Annotated in this window: 13 protein-coding genes and 2 tRNA genes; 6 read left to right on the top strand and 9 right to left on the bottom strand. The window is 70.0% G+C overall.

Features of this window, described 5'->3' with window-relative positions:
• Both rsgA and KQY30_RS11540 read left to right on the top strand, forming a co-directional pair.
• Positions 1 to 1,011: a ribosome small subunit-dependent GTPase A gene (rsgA, locus tag KQY30_RS11535; RefSeq protein WP_046500412.1), complete on the top strand. Its 1,011-nt coding sequence runs from the start codon at positions 1 to 3 to the stop codon at positions 1,009 to 1,011.
• Between the two features lie 108 nt (positions 1,012 to 1,119).
• The gene (locus tag KQY30_RS11540) at positions 1,120 to 1,443 is read left to right on the top strand and encodes a multidrug efflux SMR transporter (protein WP_046500413.1); all 324 of its coding nucleotides are present in this window, start codon (positions 1,120 to 1,122) and stop codon (positions 1,441 to 1,443) included.
• Here KQY30_RS11540 and KQY30_RS11545 read toward each other — a convergent pair.
• Positions 1,409 to 2,092, bottom strand: a complete 684-nt coding sequence (locus KQY30_RS11545) for a TetR/AcrR family transcriptional regulator (protein ID WP_217306749.1) — start codon at positions 2,090 to 2,092, stop codon at positions 1,409 to 1,411. The genes KQY30_RS11540 and KQY30_RS11545 overlap by 35 nt on opposite strands.
• A gap of 201 nt (positions 2,093 to 2,293) precedes the next feature.
• Between KQY30_RS11545 and hisN the strand changes: the two genes are divergently transcribed.
• Together hisN and KQY30_RS11555 are read left to right on the top strand one after the other, a co-directional pair.
• Complete coding sequence (gene hisN, locus KQY30_RS11550) at positions 2,294 to 3,094, top strand: histidinol-phosphatase (RefSeq protein WP_046500415.1); 801 nt, start codon at positions 2,294 to 2,296, stop codon at positions 3,092 to 3,094.
• Positions 3,095 to 3,400: 306 nt separating this feature from the next.
• A complete protein-coding gene (locus KQY30_RS11555; protein WP_217306750.1) occupies positions 3,401 to 3,802 on the top strand; it encodes a cyclic nucleotide-binding/CBS domain-containing protein in 402 nt (133 codons plus the stop codon).
• A gap of 120 nt (positions 3,803 to 3,922) precedes the next feature.
• On the opposite strand, the gene KQY30_RS11560 is transcribed toward KQY30_RS11555, so the two are convergent.
• Positions 3,923 to 5,392 carry a catalase gene (locus KQY30_RS11560; protein WP_217310990.1) on the bottom strand — a complete coding sequence of 490 codons (1,470 nt, stop codon included), beginning with the start codon at positions 5,390 to 5,392 and terminating at the stop codon, positions 3,923 to 3,925.
• A 127-nt stretch (positions 5,393 to 5,519) separates the two neighbouring features.
• Between KQY30_RS11560 and KQY30_RS11565 the strand changes: the two genes are divergently transcribed.
• Entirely contained in the window at positions 5,520 to 5,936 is a 417-nt protein-coding gene (locus KQY30_RS11565; RefSeq protein WP_217306751.1) for a Fur family transcriptional regulator, read from the top strand.
• Between the two features lie 117 nt (positions 5,937 to 6,053).
• Here KQY30_RS11565 and KQY30_RS11570 read toward each other — a convergent pair.
• From KQY30_RS11570 to KQY30_RS11585, 4 genes are all read right to left on the bottom strand, one after another.
• Positions 6,054 to 6,127, bottom strand: a tRNA-Met gene (locus tag KQY30_RS11570).
• 54 nt (positions 6,128 to 6,181) lie between these two features.
• Positions 6,182 to 8,251 carry an SEL1-like repeat protein gene (locus tag KQY30_RS11575; protein WP_217306752.1) on the bottom strand — a complete coding sequence of 690 codons (2,070 nt, stop codon included), beginning with the start codon at positions 8,249 to 8,251 and terminating at the stop codon, positions 6,182 to 6,184.
• Between the two features lie 204 nt (positions 8,252 to 8,455).
• Positions 8,456 to 8,529: transfer RNA gene (locus tag KQY30_RS11580), tRNA-Met, on the bottom strand.
• A 42-nt stretch (positions 8,530 to 8,571) separates the two neighbouring features.
• On the bottom strand, positions 8,572 to 11,469 hold the full coding sequence (locus KQY30_RS11585) for a UPF0182 family protein (RefSeq protein WP_217310991.1): 2,898 nt from the start codon (positions 11,467 to 11,469) through the stop codon (positions 8,572 to 8,574).
• Between the two features lie 167 nt (positions 11,470 to 11,636).
• Between KQY30_RS11585 and KQY30_RS11590 the strand changes: the two genes are divergently transcribed.
• Positions 11,637 to 12,194 carry a PPA1309 family protein gene (locus KQY30_RS11590; protein WP_217306753.1) on the top strand — a complete coding sequence of 186 codons (558 nt, stop codon included), beginning with the start codon at positions 11,637 to 11,639 and terminating at the stop codon, positions 12,192 to 12,194.
• Between the two features lie 122 nt (positions 12,195 to 12,316).
• Here the strand turns inward: KQY30_RS11590 and KQY30_RS11595 are convergent, their stop codons facing one another.
• From KQY30_RS11595 to KQY30_RS11605, 3 genes are all read right to left on the bottom strand, one after another.
• Positions 12,317 to 13,405, bottom strand: a complete 1,089-nt coding sequence (locus KQY30_RS11595; RefSeq protein WP_217306754.1) for a PDZ domain-containing protein — start codon at positions 13,403 to 13,405, stop codon at positions 12,317 to 12,319.
• Between the two features lie 456 nt (positions 13,406 to 13,861).
• Positions 13,862 to 14,320, bottom strand: coding sequence for a molybdenum cofactor biosynthesis protein MoaE (locus KQY30_RS11600; RefSeq protein WP_217306755.1), 459 nt, complete (start codon positions 14,318 to 14,320; stop codon positions 13,862 to 13,864).
• Positions 14,321 to 14,470: 150 nt separating this feature from the next.
• Complete coding sequence (locus tag KQY30_RS11605) at positions 14,471 to 15,583, bottom strand: SDR family oxidoreductase (protein WP_217306756.1); 1,113 nt, start codon at positions 15,581 to 15,583, stop codon at positions 14,471 to 14,473.
• Positions 15,584 to 15,687: the final 104 nt, after the last annotated feature.

The raw sequence follows: 15,687 nt of genomic DNA on the forward strand, positions 1-15,687 counted from the left end.
ATGCGGCGCTACGGCAAGAACCCCGACGAGGACGACATCCGCACCCGCCCCAACCCCAAGGGCAACAGGCCGCGTACGCATATCCGCCCCAAGCACGAGGACGCCTCCGAGGGCATGGTCCTGACCGTGGACCGCGGCCGGCTCACCTGTCTCGTCGAGGACCGGACCGTACTGGCGATGAAGGCGCGCGAACTGGGCCGCAAGGCGGCCGTGGTGGGCGACAGGGTCGGTCTGGTCGGTGATCTGTCGGGCAAGAAGGACACCCTGGCGCGGATCGTACGGATCGAGCAGCGCAGCTCGGTGCTGCGGCGCACGGCGGACGACGACGATCCGTACGAGCGTGTGGTCGTCGCCAACGCCGACCAGTTGGCCATCGTCACCGCGCTCGCCGATCCCGAGCCGCGCCCCCGGCTGATCGACCGCTGTCTGGTCGCGGCGTTCGACGGCGGTCTGGAGCCGCTGCTCGTACTGACCAAGTCCGATCTGGCCGCGCCGGACGAACTGCTGGAGACCTATCGCACCCTGGGCATCCGTCATGTGGTCACCCGCCGCGACGAGTTGGCGAGCGGTCACGCGGCCGATCTCGTACGGGAGCATCTCGACGGGCGGGTCACCGCCTTCGTCGGCCACTCCGGCGTCGGCAAGACGACCCTGGTCAACGCCCTCGTACCGGAGGAGCGCCGGCGCAGCACCGGCCTGGTCAACGCGGTCACCGGCCGCGGCCGGCACACCACCACCTCGGCGCTGGCACTGCCGCTGGAGAAGGGCGACGGCTGGGTGATCGACACCCCGGGCATCCGCTCCTTCGGACTGCACCATGTCGATCCGTCCCGGGTCATCCTCGCCTTCCCCGATCTGGTGCCCGGTACGGAGGACTGCCCCCGGGCCTGCGGGCACGACGAACCGGACTGCGCGCTCGACGCGTGGGTGGCCGAGGGGCACGCCGATCCGGCGCGGCTCTACTCACTGCGGCGGCTTCTGGCCACGCGCGAGCGGCGCGAAGGCGACTGACGCGCACACGTTTGCGATCCCCTGGCGCTGGTAAGGGCATAATCACGTCCGGCCGGACAGGGCGGTCAGCGGTCGTGAAGCAGTCACGGACACGGGGAGGCCTTTGACATGGCGTGGCTGCTGGTGGTCGTCGCCGGACTCCTGGAGACGGGGTTCGCGGTCTGTCTCAAGCTCTCCCACGGCTTCACCAGGCTCTGGCCGACCGTCGCCTTCGCCGCCTTCGCCCTCGGCAGCTTCGGCCTGCTGACGCTCTCTCTGAAGAAGCTCGACGTCGGTCCCGCCTACGCGGTCTGGACCGGCATCGGCGCGGCGGGCACGGCGATCTACGGCATGATCTTCCTCGGCGACGTGGTCTCGACGCTCAAGCTCGTGTCGATCTCCCTGGTGATCATCGGAGTCATCGGGCTCCAGCTCTCGGGCTCGGCGCACTGAGCGGTACGGGCGGGGGCACGGGCAGCGGAGCTGTGACGGCGGTACGGACCAGCGGGCCCACGGATTCGCCGCCGGGCGCGACGAGATGGGCGAGGGCGAGCCGTACGGCCAGCTCGCAGCGGTACAGCAGCTCGGCCCGCCCGGCAGCGGGCCGCGGATGGTCCGCCCGGCTCTGCTCCATCCGGCTCCGCGCCAGCGCCGCCGCGGATCTGTCCCGTACGAGTGCGACCAGGTCACCGGTCGCGGGCGGTCCCGCGTCGGCGCGGCGCTGGGCCGGTACGCCGGACGGCTGGGCGGTGATCCGTACCGGACCGGGGGCGGGCAGCCACTCCCCCCAGCAGCCGGTGAGCAGCGCGCGCAGCAGGGGTCTCGCCCGCGCCTCGGCCACGGTCCATTCGGCGATGCCGACCAGCCGGTCCACGGTGTCCGCCCGCTCGTTCAGCCGGCGCTCCACCCCGCGCAGATAGAGATCGACCTCGCGGCGCAGGAGGGCGCGGGCGAGCCCCTCCTTGCTGCCGAACTCGTTGTAGAGGGTCTGCCGGGAGACTCCGGCGGCCGAGGCCACATCGACCATTCTGACGGCCGACCAGGGCAGCTCACGGAGCGCCGAGAGACCGGCATTTAGTAGGGCTTCACGCGCAGTAGGCATCGTCGCCTCCGGGGCCGTGCGGCTCTGCGCTCAGAGTTGACGGGCTGTCGACGGCTGTCAAGGCCCCCGGCGCGGGCCCGCGCGGCATTGGCTACTTCGGTGCCCCTCCCGGCACCGTTCGCCCCGTCACGACACCCGGCACGCTCGCGCCGTTACGGGTCCCGTGGCCGGGTCCCGCCCCTGGTGGATACTGTGACGACCATGCCCGATTACCACGATGATCTGCGTCTCGCCCATGTCCTCGCGGACGCCGCCGACGCCGCGACCATGGACCGTTTCAAGGCCCTGGACCTCAAGGTCGAGACCAAACCGGACATGACCCCGGTGACCGAGGCCGACAAGGCGGCCGAGGAGCTGATCCGTGGAAACCTCCAGCGGGCGCGGCCGCGGGACGCGATCCTGGGCGAGGAGTACGGCATCGAGGGCACCGGTCCGCGGCGCTGGGTCATCGACCCCATCGACGGTACGAAGAACTATGTGCGCGGGGTGCCCGTCTGGGCGACGCTGATCTCGCTGATGGTGGCCGCCGAGGGCGGGTACGAGCCGGTCGTCGGCGTGGTGTCGGCGCCCGCGCTGGGCCGCCGGTGGTGGGCGGCGAAGGGCGGGGGCGCCTATACGGGCCGGAGCCTCTCCTCGGCGACCCGGCTGCGGGTCTCCAAGGTCTCGCGGGTCCGGGACGCGTCGTTCGCGTACTCCTCGCTGAGCGGCTGGGAGGAGCAGGGGCGGCTCGACGGCTTCCTCGATCTGAGCCGGGCCTGCTGGCGCACCCGCGGCTATGGCGACTTCTGGCCGTACATGATGGTCGCCGAGGGTTCGGTGGACATGTGCGCGGAGCCGGAGCTGTCCCTGTGGGACATGGCGGCGACCACGATCGTCGTCCAGGAGGCGGGCGGCAGCTTCACGGGGCTGGACGGACGGCCGGGGCCGCACAGCGGCAATGCGGCGGCGTCGAACGGGATCCTGCACGAGGAGCTTCTCGGCTATCTCAACCAGCGCTACTGATACCGGCTGCTGATACCGACCGCTGGCACTGGCTGACTGTTCGCCGCCGGCTGCTTGCCGTCGGCTGACTGCCGCCAGCCACTCGCTGCCGACGCCTCGACGTCCGGCGCTCGTGGCCGGTTCCAGGGGCGTTTGTCGGTTTTCCGCGCGCCCCCGCGCTCACCTCCCCCGCCCCCTTGTTGACTGGGGACAAGAGTGTCACTCTGAAAGTCCCCCCACTTGTGAACTTGTGAATTGTTTCTCACAAGGCCCCCCAACGGCCGGAGGGGCCCACGAGACGGTTCGCCAAGGAGGTGTCCCCGCCCCATGCTCGTCCGTGACGCCATGAGTTCGGTGGTACTGACCATCGGGCCCACGCATACGCTCCGCCAGGCGGCCCGGCTGATGTCGGCCCGCCGCGTCGGTGCCGCCGTCGTCCTCGACCCCGACCACTGCGGTATCGGCATTCTCACCGAACGCGACATCCTGAACTCGGTCGGTGCGGGCCAGAGCCCCGACACCGAGACCGCCTGTACCCACACCACCAACGATGTCGTCTTCGCCGCGCCGTCCTGGACGCTGGACGAGGCCGCCGCGGCGATGTCGAGCGGCGGGTTCCGCCATCTGATCGTGCTGAACGACCAGGAGCCGGTCGGCATCGTGTCCGTACGCGACATCATCCGCTGCTGGGCGCCGGACCGGCGCGAGGCGGCGGTCCTGGCCGGCTGACGCGGCCGCCCGGTCGGCCGACGCGCCGTTCCGGTTGCCGGGGTACGGGGGTGTACGGGCACACGGCAGAAGAGGCCGGGTCCCGAAGGACCCGGCCCCGTTCCGTTCCGGCAAGAGACCTCAGCCGCGGAGGGCCTGGACCGCGGCCTCCAGCCGCTTGCCGAAGTCACCGTCCGCCTGGCGGAAGTTGTTCACCGCGCGCTCGGCGATGTCGTCGCGTGACACCTTGGAGATGAAGCCGGCCAGATTCTCGATCAGCCGCCCCTTCTCGTCCTCGGACATCAGCCGGTAGAGATTGCCGGCCTGGACGAAGTCATTGTCCTCGGCGTGGCTCGGCGCCTCGTGGTTGCCGGTGGCGCCGCTCACCGCGACCGGCTGCCAGAGCGGCCTGTCCGTCTGGAACGGGCCGCCGAAGCTGTTCGGCTCGTAGTTCTTGGCGCCCTTGTGGCGGCCGTCGTACAGGAAGCCGTCCCGGCTGTGGTTGCGCGCCTCGGTGGCGTGGGGGCGGTTCACCGGCAGATGGTCGGCATTGATACCGACGCGGTAGCGGTGGGCGTCGCCGTACGCGAAGAGCCGGCCCTGGAGCATCTTGTCCGGGGACGGACCGATGCCCGGCACGAAGTGCGCCGGCGAGAAGATGGACTGCTCGACCTCGGCGAAGATGTTCTCCGGGTTGCGGTTCAGCTCCAGCTTGCCGATCTCGACCGGCGGGTAGTCCTCGTGCGGCCAGACCTTGGTCAGGTCGAACGGGTTGAAGCGGTACGTCGCCGCGTCCGCCGTCGGCATGATCTGCACCTGGACCGTCCAGGACGGGAAGTCACCGCGCTCGATGGACTCGCGCAGATCGCGCTGGTGCGAGTCCGGGTCCTCGCCCGCGAGCACCGCGGCCTCGCCCGAGGTCAGGTTCCTGATGCCCTGGTCGGTCTTGAAGTGGTACTTGACCCAGAAGACCTCGCCGGCCTCGTTGCTCCACTGGTACGTGTGGGAGCCGTACCCGTTCATGTGGCGCAGCGTCGCCGGGATGCCGCGGTCACCGAAGAGCCAGGTCACCTGGTGGGTGGACTCGGGCGACAGACCCCAGAAGTCCCAGACGTTGTCCGCCTCCTGCGAGCCGGTGTACGGGTCGCGCTTCTGGGTGTGGATGAAGTCGGGGAACTTGATGGCGTCCTTGATGAAGAACACCGGGGTGTTGTTGCCGACGAGGTCGTAATTGCCCTCCTCGGTGTAGAACTTCAGCGCGAAACCGCGCGGGTCGCGCACGGCGTCGGCCGAGCCGAGGCTGCCCGCGACGGTGGAGAAGCGCAGAAACGTCTCGGTCTGCTTGCCGACCTCGGAGAGGAACTTCGCGCGCGTCCACCGCGTGACATCGCGGGTCACCGTGAACGTGCCGTACGCGCCGGCACCCCGCGCGTGCACGATGCGCTCCGGGATGCGCTCACGGTTGAAGTGCGCGAGCTTCTCCAGCAGCGCCTGGTCCTGGACCAGCACGGGACCACCGACGCCCGCGCTCTCGCTGTTCTGGTTGTCGGCGACCGGTGCCCCGGCCTCCGTGGTGAGCGGTCCCTGCGTCACGTGCGCCTCCTGCGTCATCTGCCGCCAGTCCTGTCCCTTGGCGTGTACCGTGACCGATCCTACGATGGACATTGTCTAAGTCAAGCATCCATCCAAACTCATACACGCCCCGTGTCTGAACCCCCTCACTGTTAGGCTTGTCGTCATGAGTGACCTGTTGGAACGGCTTCGCGGACGTGGCTGGCGCATGACGGCGCAGCGGCGTGTTGTCGCCGAGGTCCTCGACGGGGACCATGTCCACCTCACGGCCGACGAGGTGCACGCGCGCGCCGTCGCGCGGCTGCCGGAGATCTCCAGGGCGACCGTCTACAACACTCTGGGCGAGATGGTCATGCTCGGCGAGGTGCTGGAGGTGTCGACGGACCGCCGTGCCAAGCGGTACGACCCGAACGCGCACCGGCCGCACCACCACCTGGTCTGCGCCCGGTGCGGCACGATCCGTGATGTCCGGCCCACGGGCGATCCGCTGGCCGATCTGCCGGACGCGGAGCGCTTCGGCTTCACGGTCTCGGACGTCGAGGTGACCTACAGAGGCACCTGTCCGGACTGCGCCTCCGGCTGAGAACGCCCACACCCGAGGCCCCAGGCCCGAAAAACCCGCGAGGCCCGGAAAGCACGTGAGAGACCGGAAAACACCTGAGGCCCGGAACTCTTTCGAATTCCGGACCTCAGGTTTCAGTAGCGGGGACAGGATTTGAACCTGCGACCTCTGGGTTATGAGCCCAGCGAGCTACCGAGCTGCTCCACCCCGCGTCGGTGAACGCAACATTACGTCACGCCCGCCGAGCGGTGCAAATCCCTTACGGGTCAGGCCGTCAGCTCCTGGTGGAGCGCCTCGCGCAGCCGTGCCGCGCGCTCCGCCACCTCGGCCGGGCCCAGCTCGACGGCGCGCGCGCACCAGCGCTGGCCCTCGGTCAGCTCGCCCCGGCGCGCGGCGAGCAGCGCCAGCCGCAGCGCGGCCCGGCCGTGCCCGTCCCGCGCGGCCCGGCCCCACCACTGAGCGGCCTCCCGCTCACCGCCCTCGCGCGCGAGGAGCAGTCCCAGATTGAACGCGCCGTTGCGGCTGCCCGCCTCGGCGGCCAGCCGGTACCAGCGCGCGGCGTCCTCGATGTCCCCGCGGGCGGCGGCGAGCATGCCGACGCGCACCTGGGCCCTGCGATGCCCCTGCTCGGCGGCCCGCTCGTACCACTGCTCGCACTCGCTCTTCACCGTGTGCGGCTCGCCGAGCGCGGGCGGTCCGGGCGGCGGCCTGCGCGAGTCGAGCAGGGTGGCCAGCCGGAACGCGGCCTCGGGGCTGCCGCCGCCGGCCGCGCAGCGCAGATGGCGCTCGGCCGACCGCTCGTCGCCGTCCCGCAGGCAGGCGATACCGACCTGGAGGGCCGCCTCGGTGTGACCCGCGGCGGCGGCCCGCTCGTACCAGCGCAGGGCCGCACCGTCGTCCGCGCGGCCCGCGTGCAGGATGCCCAGGTTGAACGCGGCGTCCACGCTGCCCGCTTCGGCTGCCTTGGAGAACCAGGGCTCGGCCCCCGTCGCGTCGTCGGCCTGGAGCAGCAGGACGGCGAGCGCGTTGGCGGCCTCGCGGTGGCCCGCGTAGGCGGCGCGGCGGTACCACTGCTCGGCCTGGACGGTACGGTCCTGGGCGGCGCAGAGCAGCCCGAGGTTGTACGCGCCGTTGACATCGCCCGCGTCCATCGCGGCGCGGTACCAGCGCTCGGCGGTCTGCGGCTCACCATGGGCGGCGTGCAGTGCGCCGAGGGCGTTGGCGGCGTTGCCGTCGCCCTCCTGCGCGGCGCGCAGCCACCAGATGGCGGCGCTCTCCTCGTCACCGGCGTCCCGCAGCAGGAAGCCGAGGGCGCAGGCGGCCCGTGCCTCGCCGTCCTTGGCGGAGGTCAGATACCAGCGGCCGGCCTCCTTCAGCTCACCACGCTTCTCCAGGATCGCGCCGAGGTTCAGGGCGGCCTTGCGGTGGCCGCGTGCGGCGGCCTGCCGGTACCACTGGGCGGCCTCGCCGAGGAGCGAGGACGGGGAGGCGGCGGGCGCTTCGGTGTCCGCGCCCACGCCCGCGCCCACGGCCCTGCCCGCGCCGGTACCCGTACGCAGGCGTACGCCCGTGCCCGTACCCGTACCCGTGTCGACGCTGATACGGGGGCCGCTCCGGCCCGTTCCGGTCCGGTGGCTTCCCGTGACGCCGCGGTGAACAGCTCCGGCAGGACCACGATGAACACGCTGAACCGCTCCGGCGCGCGCCGCCTCGCGGGCGCGGCGCTCCAGCGCCCTGGCGAGCCGGTACGCCGCCTCGCGGTGGCCCTGCTCGGCGGCGGCCCGCAGCCACTGCTCGGCCCCGGAGTCGCCGCGGTGCTCCAGCAGATCGGCGAGGGCATAGGCGCCGAGGGCATGCCCCTGCTCGGCGGACTGGCGCAGCCAGTACTCGGCGGCCGGCTCGTCGCCCAGCTCACGGTGGTGGCGGCCGAGCGCGTGGGCAGCCGCGGCGGATCCGGCGACAGCGGCGACACGCCACCAGCCGGCCGCCTCCTCCGGGTAGCCGCGCTGATGCAGCAGCACACCCAGATTGTTGGCGGCGGCGCGGTCGCCCTCGGCGGTCGCGGCCCGCAGATACCGCTCGGCTCCGTCGAGATCGCCGCGGCGCAGCAGCAGGGCACCGAGCACGCTCATCGACGCGATGTCCCCGGCGTCGGCCGCCCGGCGGTGGCGCGCCTCGGTCTCGGCGTCGGCGGTCTCCTCCGCGCCGGCCGCCCTCGGGGCGTCGGCGGCAGCAAGAGAATCCGCGGCGTTCGCGGTGTCGGCCGCGTCCGCCGCATGACGCTGCACAAACCGCCCTGTCTCCAACAGAGTTGTCCTATCCCCCATAATTTCCATCGTCGCACCACCTGCCACCCGCGTACAGCAGGTATATCGCGACCCACAAGGTCACTTCAGCGTTTTGTCGACATGCCCACAGAGAGACAAGTCAAACACGCCTGGGCGCAACTCCCACGCCTTGAAACGCAGTTCGATCGGATGCAGTTGCCGGACATACGTCAAGGGCCCGGATCCTGTTGGATCCGGGCCCTTGACTTCGCGTAGCGGGGACAGGATTTGAACCTGCGACCTCTGGGTTATGAGCCCAGCGAGCTACCGAGCTGCTCCACCCCGCGTCGTTGTGTCCCAACCGTACCACGGGGTGGAGTGATGCCTGCTCAGCCGCTGTTGCCGCCCCCGTCCTCGGCCCCGCCGGCACCTGCGGCGGCGGCCCGCTGGAGGGCGTCCTGGAGGGCTTCCTGCGCCTTGCCGTACGCCGTCCAGTCCTGCTCCTTGAGCGCCGCCTCGCCGTCGTCGTACGCCTTCTGCGCGTCCGCGATGGCCTGCTGGAGCGCCGAGTCACCGGTCGCCGGCGGCGGGTTGGTCTCACCGGTCGGCGGTGGTGTCGTCGCCGGCGGCTCGGAACTCTCCTCGCCGAACACGGCGTTGAGCGCCTCGGACAGGCTGTCCTTGAAGACGGGCTTGCCTCCGTAGGAGACGGCCACCTTCTTCAGCAGCGGATAGTTGGCGCTGCCGCCCCGCGCGTACACCGGCTCGATGTAGAGGAAGCCGCCTTCGAGCGGAACGGTGAGCAGATTGCCGTACTCGATGTCCGAGTCGGTGCCTCTCAGGTTCCTGACGAACTCGGCGACTTCGGGCACACCGTTCAGCTCGCTCTGCACCTGCTGCGGGCCCTGGACGGTCGATGTCACTCTCAGGACTCTGATCGTGCCGTAGTCCGTGCTGGTGGCGTCGGCGTCCACCGCCATGAACGCGCCCAGGTTCGGGCGCCCGTTGGGCGTGAACGTGGTCGTCAGCGAGAACTTCTGATCGTCCTGCCCCGGCATCTTGAGGCTCAGATAGTACGGCGGGACCGCACTGCTGTCCTTGTTGGTCGGGTCGTTCGGCACCTGCCACGCGTCACTGCCGCTGTAGAACTGCGCGGGGTTGGTGACGTGGTAGCGGGTGAGCAGCTCGCGCTGCACCTTGAACATGTCCTGCGGATAGCGGAGATGGGCCAGCAGCTCGGGCTTGATCTGGTCCCGCGCCTTCACCGTGCCGGGGAAGGCCTTCATCCAGGTCTTGAGGACCGGGTCCTCGGTGTCCCACTGGTACAGGTCGACCGTGCCGTCATAGGCGTCGACGGTGGCCTTCACCGAATTCCGGATGTAGTTGACCTGGTTCTGCTGGGCGACGACCGCGCGCTGGTTGTCGGTCAGCGAGTCCTCGGTGGTGTCGCCGAGCGTCGTACGGGACGCGTACGGATAGCCGTTCGTCGTCGTGTACGCGTCGATGATCCACTTGATACGGCCGTCGACCACGGCGGGATACGCGTCGCCGTCGATGGTCAGCCAGGGCGCGACCGCCTCGACGCGCTCCTTGGGCGTGCGGTTGTAGAGGATCCGCGAACCGTCGCCGATGGCGCCGGAGTAGACCATCTGCGGCTCGCTGAAGGCCACCGCGTACGCCGCGCGGTTCAGCGGATTGGAGAGATCGACTCCGCTCCTGCCCGCGTAGCTGGTGGTCTTCTCGCCGTTCTTCTCGTAGTCCAGCTCCTTCTGCGGGCCGCCCACGATCGAGTACTGCTCGGTCTTCTCGCCGTAGTAGATCCGCTGCTCGTACTCGCCGAGCCGGCCGGACGTCGGCAGGCCCGACTCGGTGAAGTCGGGGGCGCCGACCGTGCCCTGGTTCTCGTCCGTCACCGTGTTGGTGCCCTTGGACGCGATCACTCCGTACCCGTGTGTATACGTGAAGTGGTCGTTGATCCAGTTGCGCTTCGGGATACCCGTGATGTTCAGCTCGCGCAGACCGACCACCGTGTCCTGCGGCTTGCCGTCGGTACCGGTGTACCGGTCGACGTCCAGCGTGGCGGGGAACTGGTAGTACTTACGCTCCTGCTGCAACTGCTGGAACGCGGGCGAGACCACATTGGGGTCGACGAGCCGGTAACTCGCGGCGGCGTCGGCCGCCTTGCGCTGGTCGGACTTCTTCTCGGGGTCGCCCTTGCCGCCGTAGTCCTGCACATCGGCGTCGTCGATGCCGTACGCCGCGCGCGTCGCGTCGATGTTCTTCTTGATGTACGGCGCTTCCTTGGCCTGCTCGTTCGGCTGGACCTGGAACTTCTGCACGATCGCCGGGTAGAGACCGCCGATCAGGATCGCCGACAGCACCATCAGACCGAAGCCGATCATCGGAAGCTGCCACGTGCGCCGCCAGAGCGTCGCGAAGAACAGCAGGGCGCAGATGACCGCGATGAAGAAGAGGATCGTCTTCGCCGGGAGATAGGCGTTGGCGTCGACATACCGCAGCCCGGTCCAGTTCCCCGCCGCCTTGAAGTCGCTGGACTTGACGGCCAGGCCGTACCGGTCGAGCCAGTACGCCACGGCCTTGAGCGAGACGAAGACGCCGATCAGCACGGAGAGGTGCCCGGTGGCGGCGCCCGTCGCGCGCGCGCCCGGGCTGGTGATCCGCAGCCCTCCGTACAGATAGTGGGTCAGCGCGGCGGCGATCAGCGACAGCACCGCGGCGGCGAAGCCGAAGGCGAGCAGAAAGCGGAACCACGGAAGATCGAACGCGTAGAACGACACGTCCATCTTGAACTCGGGGTCCTTCTGCCCGAACGGCACTCCGTTGACCCACATCAGCCAGGTGCGCCACTGGCCGGAGGCGGAGGCGCCGGCGATCAGCCCGACCAGCGCGGTGATCGCCAGGAGCACCCACTTCTTGTACGGGGCGATCCCCATCCGGTACCGGTCGAGGTTCTGCTGCTCCATGGACATCGCGCTCAGCGGCGGGCGGAGCCGGTGCGCCAGCCAGATGTTCAGGCCGACGGCGAGGGCCATCACCAGCCCGAAGACGGCGAACAGGCCGACCTTGGTCCAGAGCGTGGTGGTGAAAACCGATGAATATCTCACCGAGCGGTACCAGAGCCAGTCGGTCCAGAACCCCGCGAACATGACGAAGAGCATGGCCAGCACGGCCAGCACCCCCAGCGTCATGAGCAGGGTCCGGGCGCGACGGGACGGCCGGCCCACTCTGATCCGTGGCCCGGTCGGGCCTCCGCCGCGGTCCGGCATCTGGAAAGCCAACGTGCGCACCTCGAAGTTCGCGGTCGTGTGTCTCAGCGGGCCAGGTGTCCCACTGGGTAAAGCTGGGCCCCGCGATCGTAAGGGCCCACTCATGCAACTTACTGAGGCTTTACCTAGTTCCCACACCGGGGTCCGGAGGAGGCAGGATATTGGCCATGTCCAATGTCACTCCCTCAGGCACTCCCATGGCCGCCGGCCCGCTGACCCGCGCGGTGCTCGAAATCGACGAGTACGCGTCGGGGCTCGGCTGGGACCAGCCCGCCCGGCTCTTCGCGCTCGTCGACACCGCGCGCCTGCGCACCGACGAACCGGAGCTGGCGGCCCAGCTCGGGCTCGACGACGGCGGGTCCGTCGCGCCGCTCACCCCGATCGAACAGGACGAGATCCCGTCCGGCACCCCGCTGGACGAGTTCCTCGCCACCATCGCGTGGCCCGGCGCGGTGACCGGCTGCGCGATGACGGTGGAGCGGCTGATGCTGCCGCCGTCGGCGGAGGCGTCCGTACCGGACGGGCTCGACGACGCCGGGCTCGCCTCGTGGGTCTCCGCCCATCCGGACCGTCAGGAGGTACGGATGACCGTCGCCGTGCTGCGTGACGGCGCCCGGGAGTCGGCGCTGCGGCTGCGCGAGAAGGACTCGCCGAGCGAGGTGCTCACCGGGTCGGGGCTGGTGCCGGGACTGGCGGAGGCGCTGGCGGCGACCTTCGAGGCGTAGGGGCGGTGTCTTGTCGATCAGCCTGACAAGATCGGCAAGACGCCTGCTAGTCCAGGGGGCAGGCCCGTTCGAGGTGTGATCCGGGCCTGCCCGATGTCATCCGTCCCGCGTACCGGGGCCGGTCAGCCTGCCGAGCAGCTCGGCAGGCCGGCCGTGTCCCCGTTGCGAATCCTGTTCAGCGACTTCCTGGCGTCGTCGATGGTCTTCACCTTGACGAGGGTGAGGCCGGCGGGGATGTCGGAGGCCGCCGCCGCGCAGTTCTGCTCCGGGGTGAGGAAGTACTCGGCGCCCGCGCCGCGCGCGCCGACCAGTTTCATCTCGATGCCCCCGATGGGCCCGACCTGTCCCTCGTCGTCGATCGTGCCCGTACCGGCGACGAACTTGCCGCCCGTGAGCGGGCCGGGCGTGAGTTTGTCGACGATGCCGAGCGCGAACATCAGCCCGGCGCTGGGCCCGCCCACATCCGCGAGCTTGATGTCGACGTTGAACGGGAAGGTGTGGTCGGTCCCGGCCTGGATGCCGACGACCGCCCGGCCGCCGTCCTCGGCCTTCTGCGTGGTCACCGTGACCCGCTCGGTGCCCTCGGGTTCCTTGCCCGCCTTCTCCGCCGCCTTGGCGTCCGCGGCGGGGACGATGCTGAAGACGACGTCCTCACCGGGCTTGTGCTTGGTGACGAGCCGGGCGACATCGGCGGGCTGGCGCACCGGCGAACCGTCCACCTGCTTGATCACATCGCCCGCGTGGAGCGTGCCCTCGGCGGCTCCGTCCTTGATGACGGAGGAGACGACGGTCCGCGAGGAGACCGGGATGTCCAGTTCCTTCAGGGCGGCCACCTTGGCGCTCTCCTGGGACTGGCTGAACTCCTCGGCGTTCTCCTGGGTGGACTGCTCCTCGGTCTTGCCGTCCGGATACAGGGTGTCGTGCGGCACCACGACACTGTCGTGTGCCAGCCAGCCGTACACCGCCTCGACGATGTTCATTTTGTAGTCCGCACCGGTGACCCTGACCGTCGTCATATTGAGATGGCCCGAGGTCGGATAGGTCTGGTGACCGGAGATCTGGAGTACCGGTTCTCCACCTGCGTCGCCGAGGGTGTTCACCGTCGGTCCGGGGCTCATTTCCGAGTACGGCACTGTGATGAGCACACCCGCGCAAAGCAGCGCGATAAGGACGAGGGTGGAGGCGAGCATCGTCGCGGTGCGGCGTGGCATGGAACGACAGTACGGTAAGGGTCCCTCTGTGCACCGCTGGGGCCGTCCGTACGGGGCTGCGCGGGGATCGCGTAGCGAATGCGTACGGGCGGCTTGCGCGGCTGCCGGTGTCAGAACCGGCCCGAACCGGAGTGCGCCCTCTCCATCGCGTCGCGGAACCGGGCGTACCCGTTCAGCTCGGCTATGTCCCCGATGGTTCGATCCCTTGAGGCCCAGCTTCCCCATATCGCCGCGCCTATCGCGGCGAAAAGCGGAATCAGCAACCAGGCTAGTACGGCCATACCGACCTCCCGACCTACATGAGCGACCGCAAACTGACCGATCAGCAGATTAACCATCTGCTGAGACAACGCTGCTGGCAGGGGTGCGGTTACGCAAATCGGGCCGTACACGACTGACCAGGTTTCAGAACCACCGCGCCTCTTGAAGAAGCGCTCTCAGGGGGATGTCGGGCCGCTATGCGCCGACCCATTCCTCGGTGCCGTCCGAGAACTTCTGGTGCTTCCAGATCGGCACCTCGTGCTTGAGGTCGTCGATCAGCTTGCGGCAGGCTTCGAACGCCTCGCCCCGGTGCGGGCAGGAGACGGCGACAACGACCGCCAGATCTCCGACCTCCAGATCGCCCACTCGGTGGACGGCGGCCAGCGCGCGCACCGGATAGTCGGCGGCGACCTTCTCCGCGACACGGCGCAGTTCCGCCTCGGCCGTGGGGTGGCACGAATAACCGAGGGTGTCCACATCGGCGCCCCCGTCGTGGTTGCGCACCGTACCGACGAAGAGCGCCGTACCGCCCGCGGCGTCGTCCCCGACCGCGCGGAACACCTCGTCGACGGTGAGGGGGGTGTCGCGGATCGCCAGCAGCCTGATGGGGTCCTGCGCCGCCTGCTCGCCCGGGTGGGAATGCGTGCTCGCCATGGACCCATCGTGCCGTACACCACTGACATCCCGGAACGGCGCCTCCGGTCCCGCGGCCTCTCGACGGGTCCGTGCAGCTCGACGAGTCCGTACAGCTCGACGGTCAGTGCAGCACCGCGGAGCCTCGTACGGCCCGTGGCGCCGCGCTCCTCACCGTCCCCGGCGTGCCTTGCGGGCCCGTCGTACCAGTGCCGCCGTACCGAGCAGCGCCACCGTCGCGCCCGCCGCGCCCGCCGCCGTGGCGTCCTTGCGGCCGAGCCTGCGGCCCACGACCGTGTGCCGGCCCTCGACCTCCTCCAGCAGCGCGGCGAGCACCGCCTCGTTGGTCCACCTGGGCCGCCAGCCCGCGTCGTGGAGCCTGCTGACGCTGACCACCCAGGGGTGCATGGTGTACGCGAGATCGCCGGCCGGAGAGGGCGTGAGACCGATCCTGTGCAGCCTCGCGGCGGCCCCCAGGGCGACCGCGGAGGGCAGCTCCATCCGGCGGATGCCGCTCAGCTCCTCGACCTCCTCCTGTTCGAGCCAGCCGTCGCAGCCGACCGCGAACTCCCCGTCCGCCTTTTCGAGCGCGGCGTACTCCAGGGCGCTGACCAGGTCCTCGACATGGCAGAACTGCCAGGTGGGCCGGGATCCCGCGACGACCAGCAGCCTCGGCGACTCGAAATAGCGGGTGAGGGCCGTGTCCGTACCGCCGACCAGGACGGCGGGCCGTACGACCGTCACATTCAGGCCGGGGTGCGCGCGGGGCGCGCGGCGGCCCAGCCGTTCGATCTCCAGCAGATCGCCGACGCCCGTGGCCTCTGCCGTGGCGCGCAGTTCGGCGTCCTCGGAGAGCGGGATGTCGTTGTCGGGAAGCGCGCCGTAGACCATGGCCGAGGTGCACAGCACCACCCGGTGGACGCCCGCCGCGGCGGCGGCCGTGAGCACGGTCTGGGTACCGCGCACGTTGTACGCCGTACGGGCGGCGGGGTCGGTCTCCAGATCGAGGTCGAGCGCCAGATGCACCACCACGTCCGCACCGCGCAGCTTCTCCGCGATGGCCGGGTCGCGGACGTCGAGGATGTGCCACTGCGCCTCGGAGACCTCGCCCCTGCGCTCGTCGATGGCGATGACCTGCTTGATGTCCTCGGAGTCGGCGAGGCGCCGGGTGAGCAGGTCGCCGACGCCCGAGGCGGCGCCGGTGACCGCGACGACGGGGCCGCGGGACGAGTGCGTGGTCGGGCGGTTTCGCGCTGCGCGAACCTGCGGATCTGGGGAACTCACCGGGCGTCTCCAGCGGTTGTCTTCAATACGTACGTGAATGACGCGTACGTACCAGGTGACGTCCATCCTGCCGCAGGCCACAGGCCGGCGGAGCACCGAGCCCG

Source organism: Streptomyces sp. GMY02 (assembly GCF_019056675.1).
Taxonomy (GTDB): Bacteria; Actinomycetota; Actinomycetes; order Streptomycetales; family Streptomycetaceae; genus Streptomyces; species Streptomyces odonnellii.

Coding starts and splice junctions, on each gene's coding strand:
- rsgA (WP_046500412.1), top strand. CDS start 1: ATGCGGCGCTACGGCAAGAACCCCGACGAGGACGACATCCGCACCCGC.
- KQY30_RS11540 (WP_046500413.1), top strand. CDS start 1,120: ATGGCGTGGCTGCTGGTGGTCGTCGCCGGACTCCTGGAGACGGGGTTC.
- KQY30_RS11545 (WP_217306749.1), bottom strand. CDS start 2,092: ATGCCTACTGCGCGTGAAGCCCTACTAAATGCCGGTCTCTCGGCGCTC.
- hisN (WP_046500415.1), top strand. CDS start 2,294: ATGCCCGATTACCACGATGATCTGCGTCTCGCCCATGTCCTCGCGGAC.
- KQY30_RS11555 (WP_217306750.1), top strand. CDS start 3,401: ATGCTCGTCCGTGACGCCATGAGTTCGGTGGTACTGACCATCGGGCCC.
- KQY30_RS11560 (WP_217310990.1), bottom strand. CDS start 5,392: ATGACGCAGGAGGCGCACGTGACGCAGGGACCGCTCACCACGGAGGCC.
- KQY30_RS11565 (WP_217306751.1), top strand. CDS start 5,520: ATGAGTGACCTGTTGGAACGGCTTCGCGGACGTGGCTGGCGCATGACG.
- KQY30_RS11575 (WP_217306752.1), bottom strand. CDS start 8,251: ATGGAAATTATGGGGGATAGGACAACTCTGTTGGAGACAGGGCGGTTT.
- KQY30_RS11585 (WP_217310991.1), bottom strand. CDS start 11,469: ATGCCGGACCGCGGCGGAGGCCCGACCGGGCCACGGATCAGAGTGGGC.
- KQY30_RS11590 (WP_217306753.1), top strand. CDS start 11,637: ATGTCCAATGTCACTCCCTCAGGCACTCCCATGGCCGCCGGCCCGCTG.
- KQY30_RS11595 (WP_217306754.1), bottom strand. CDS start 13,405: ATGCCACGCCGCACCGCGACGATGCTCGCCTCCACCCTCGTCCTTATC.
- KQY30_RS11600 (WP_217306755.1), bottom strand. CDS start 14,320: ATGGCGAGCACGCATTCCCACCCGGGCGAGCAGGCGGCGCAGGACCCC.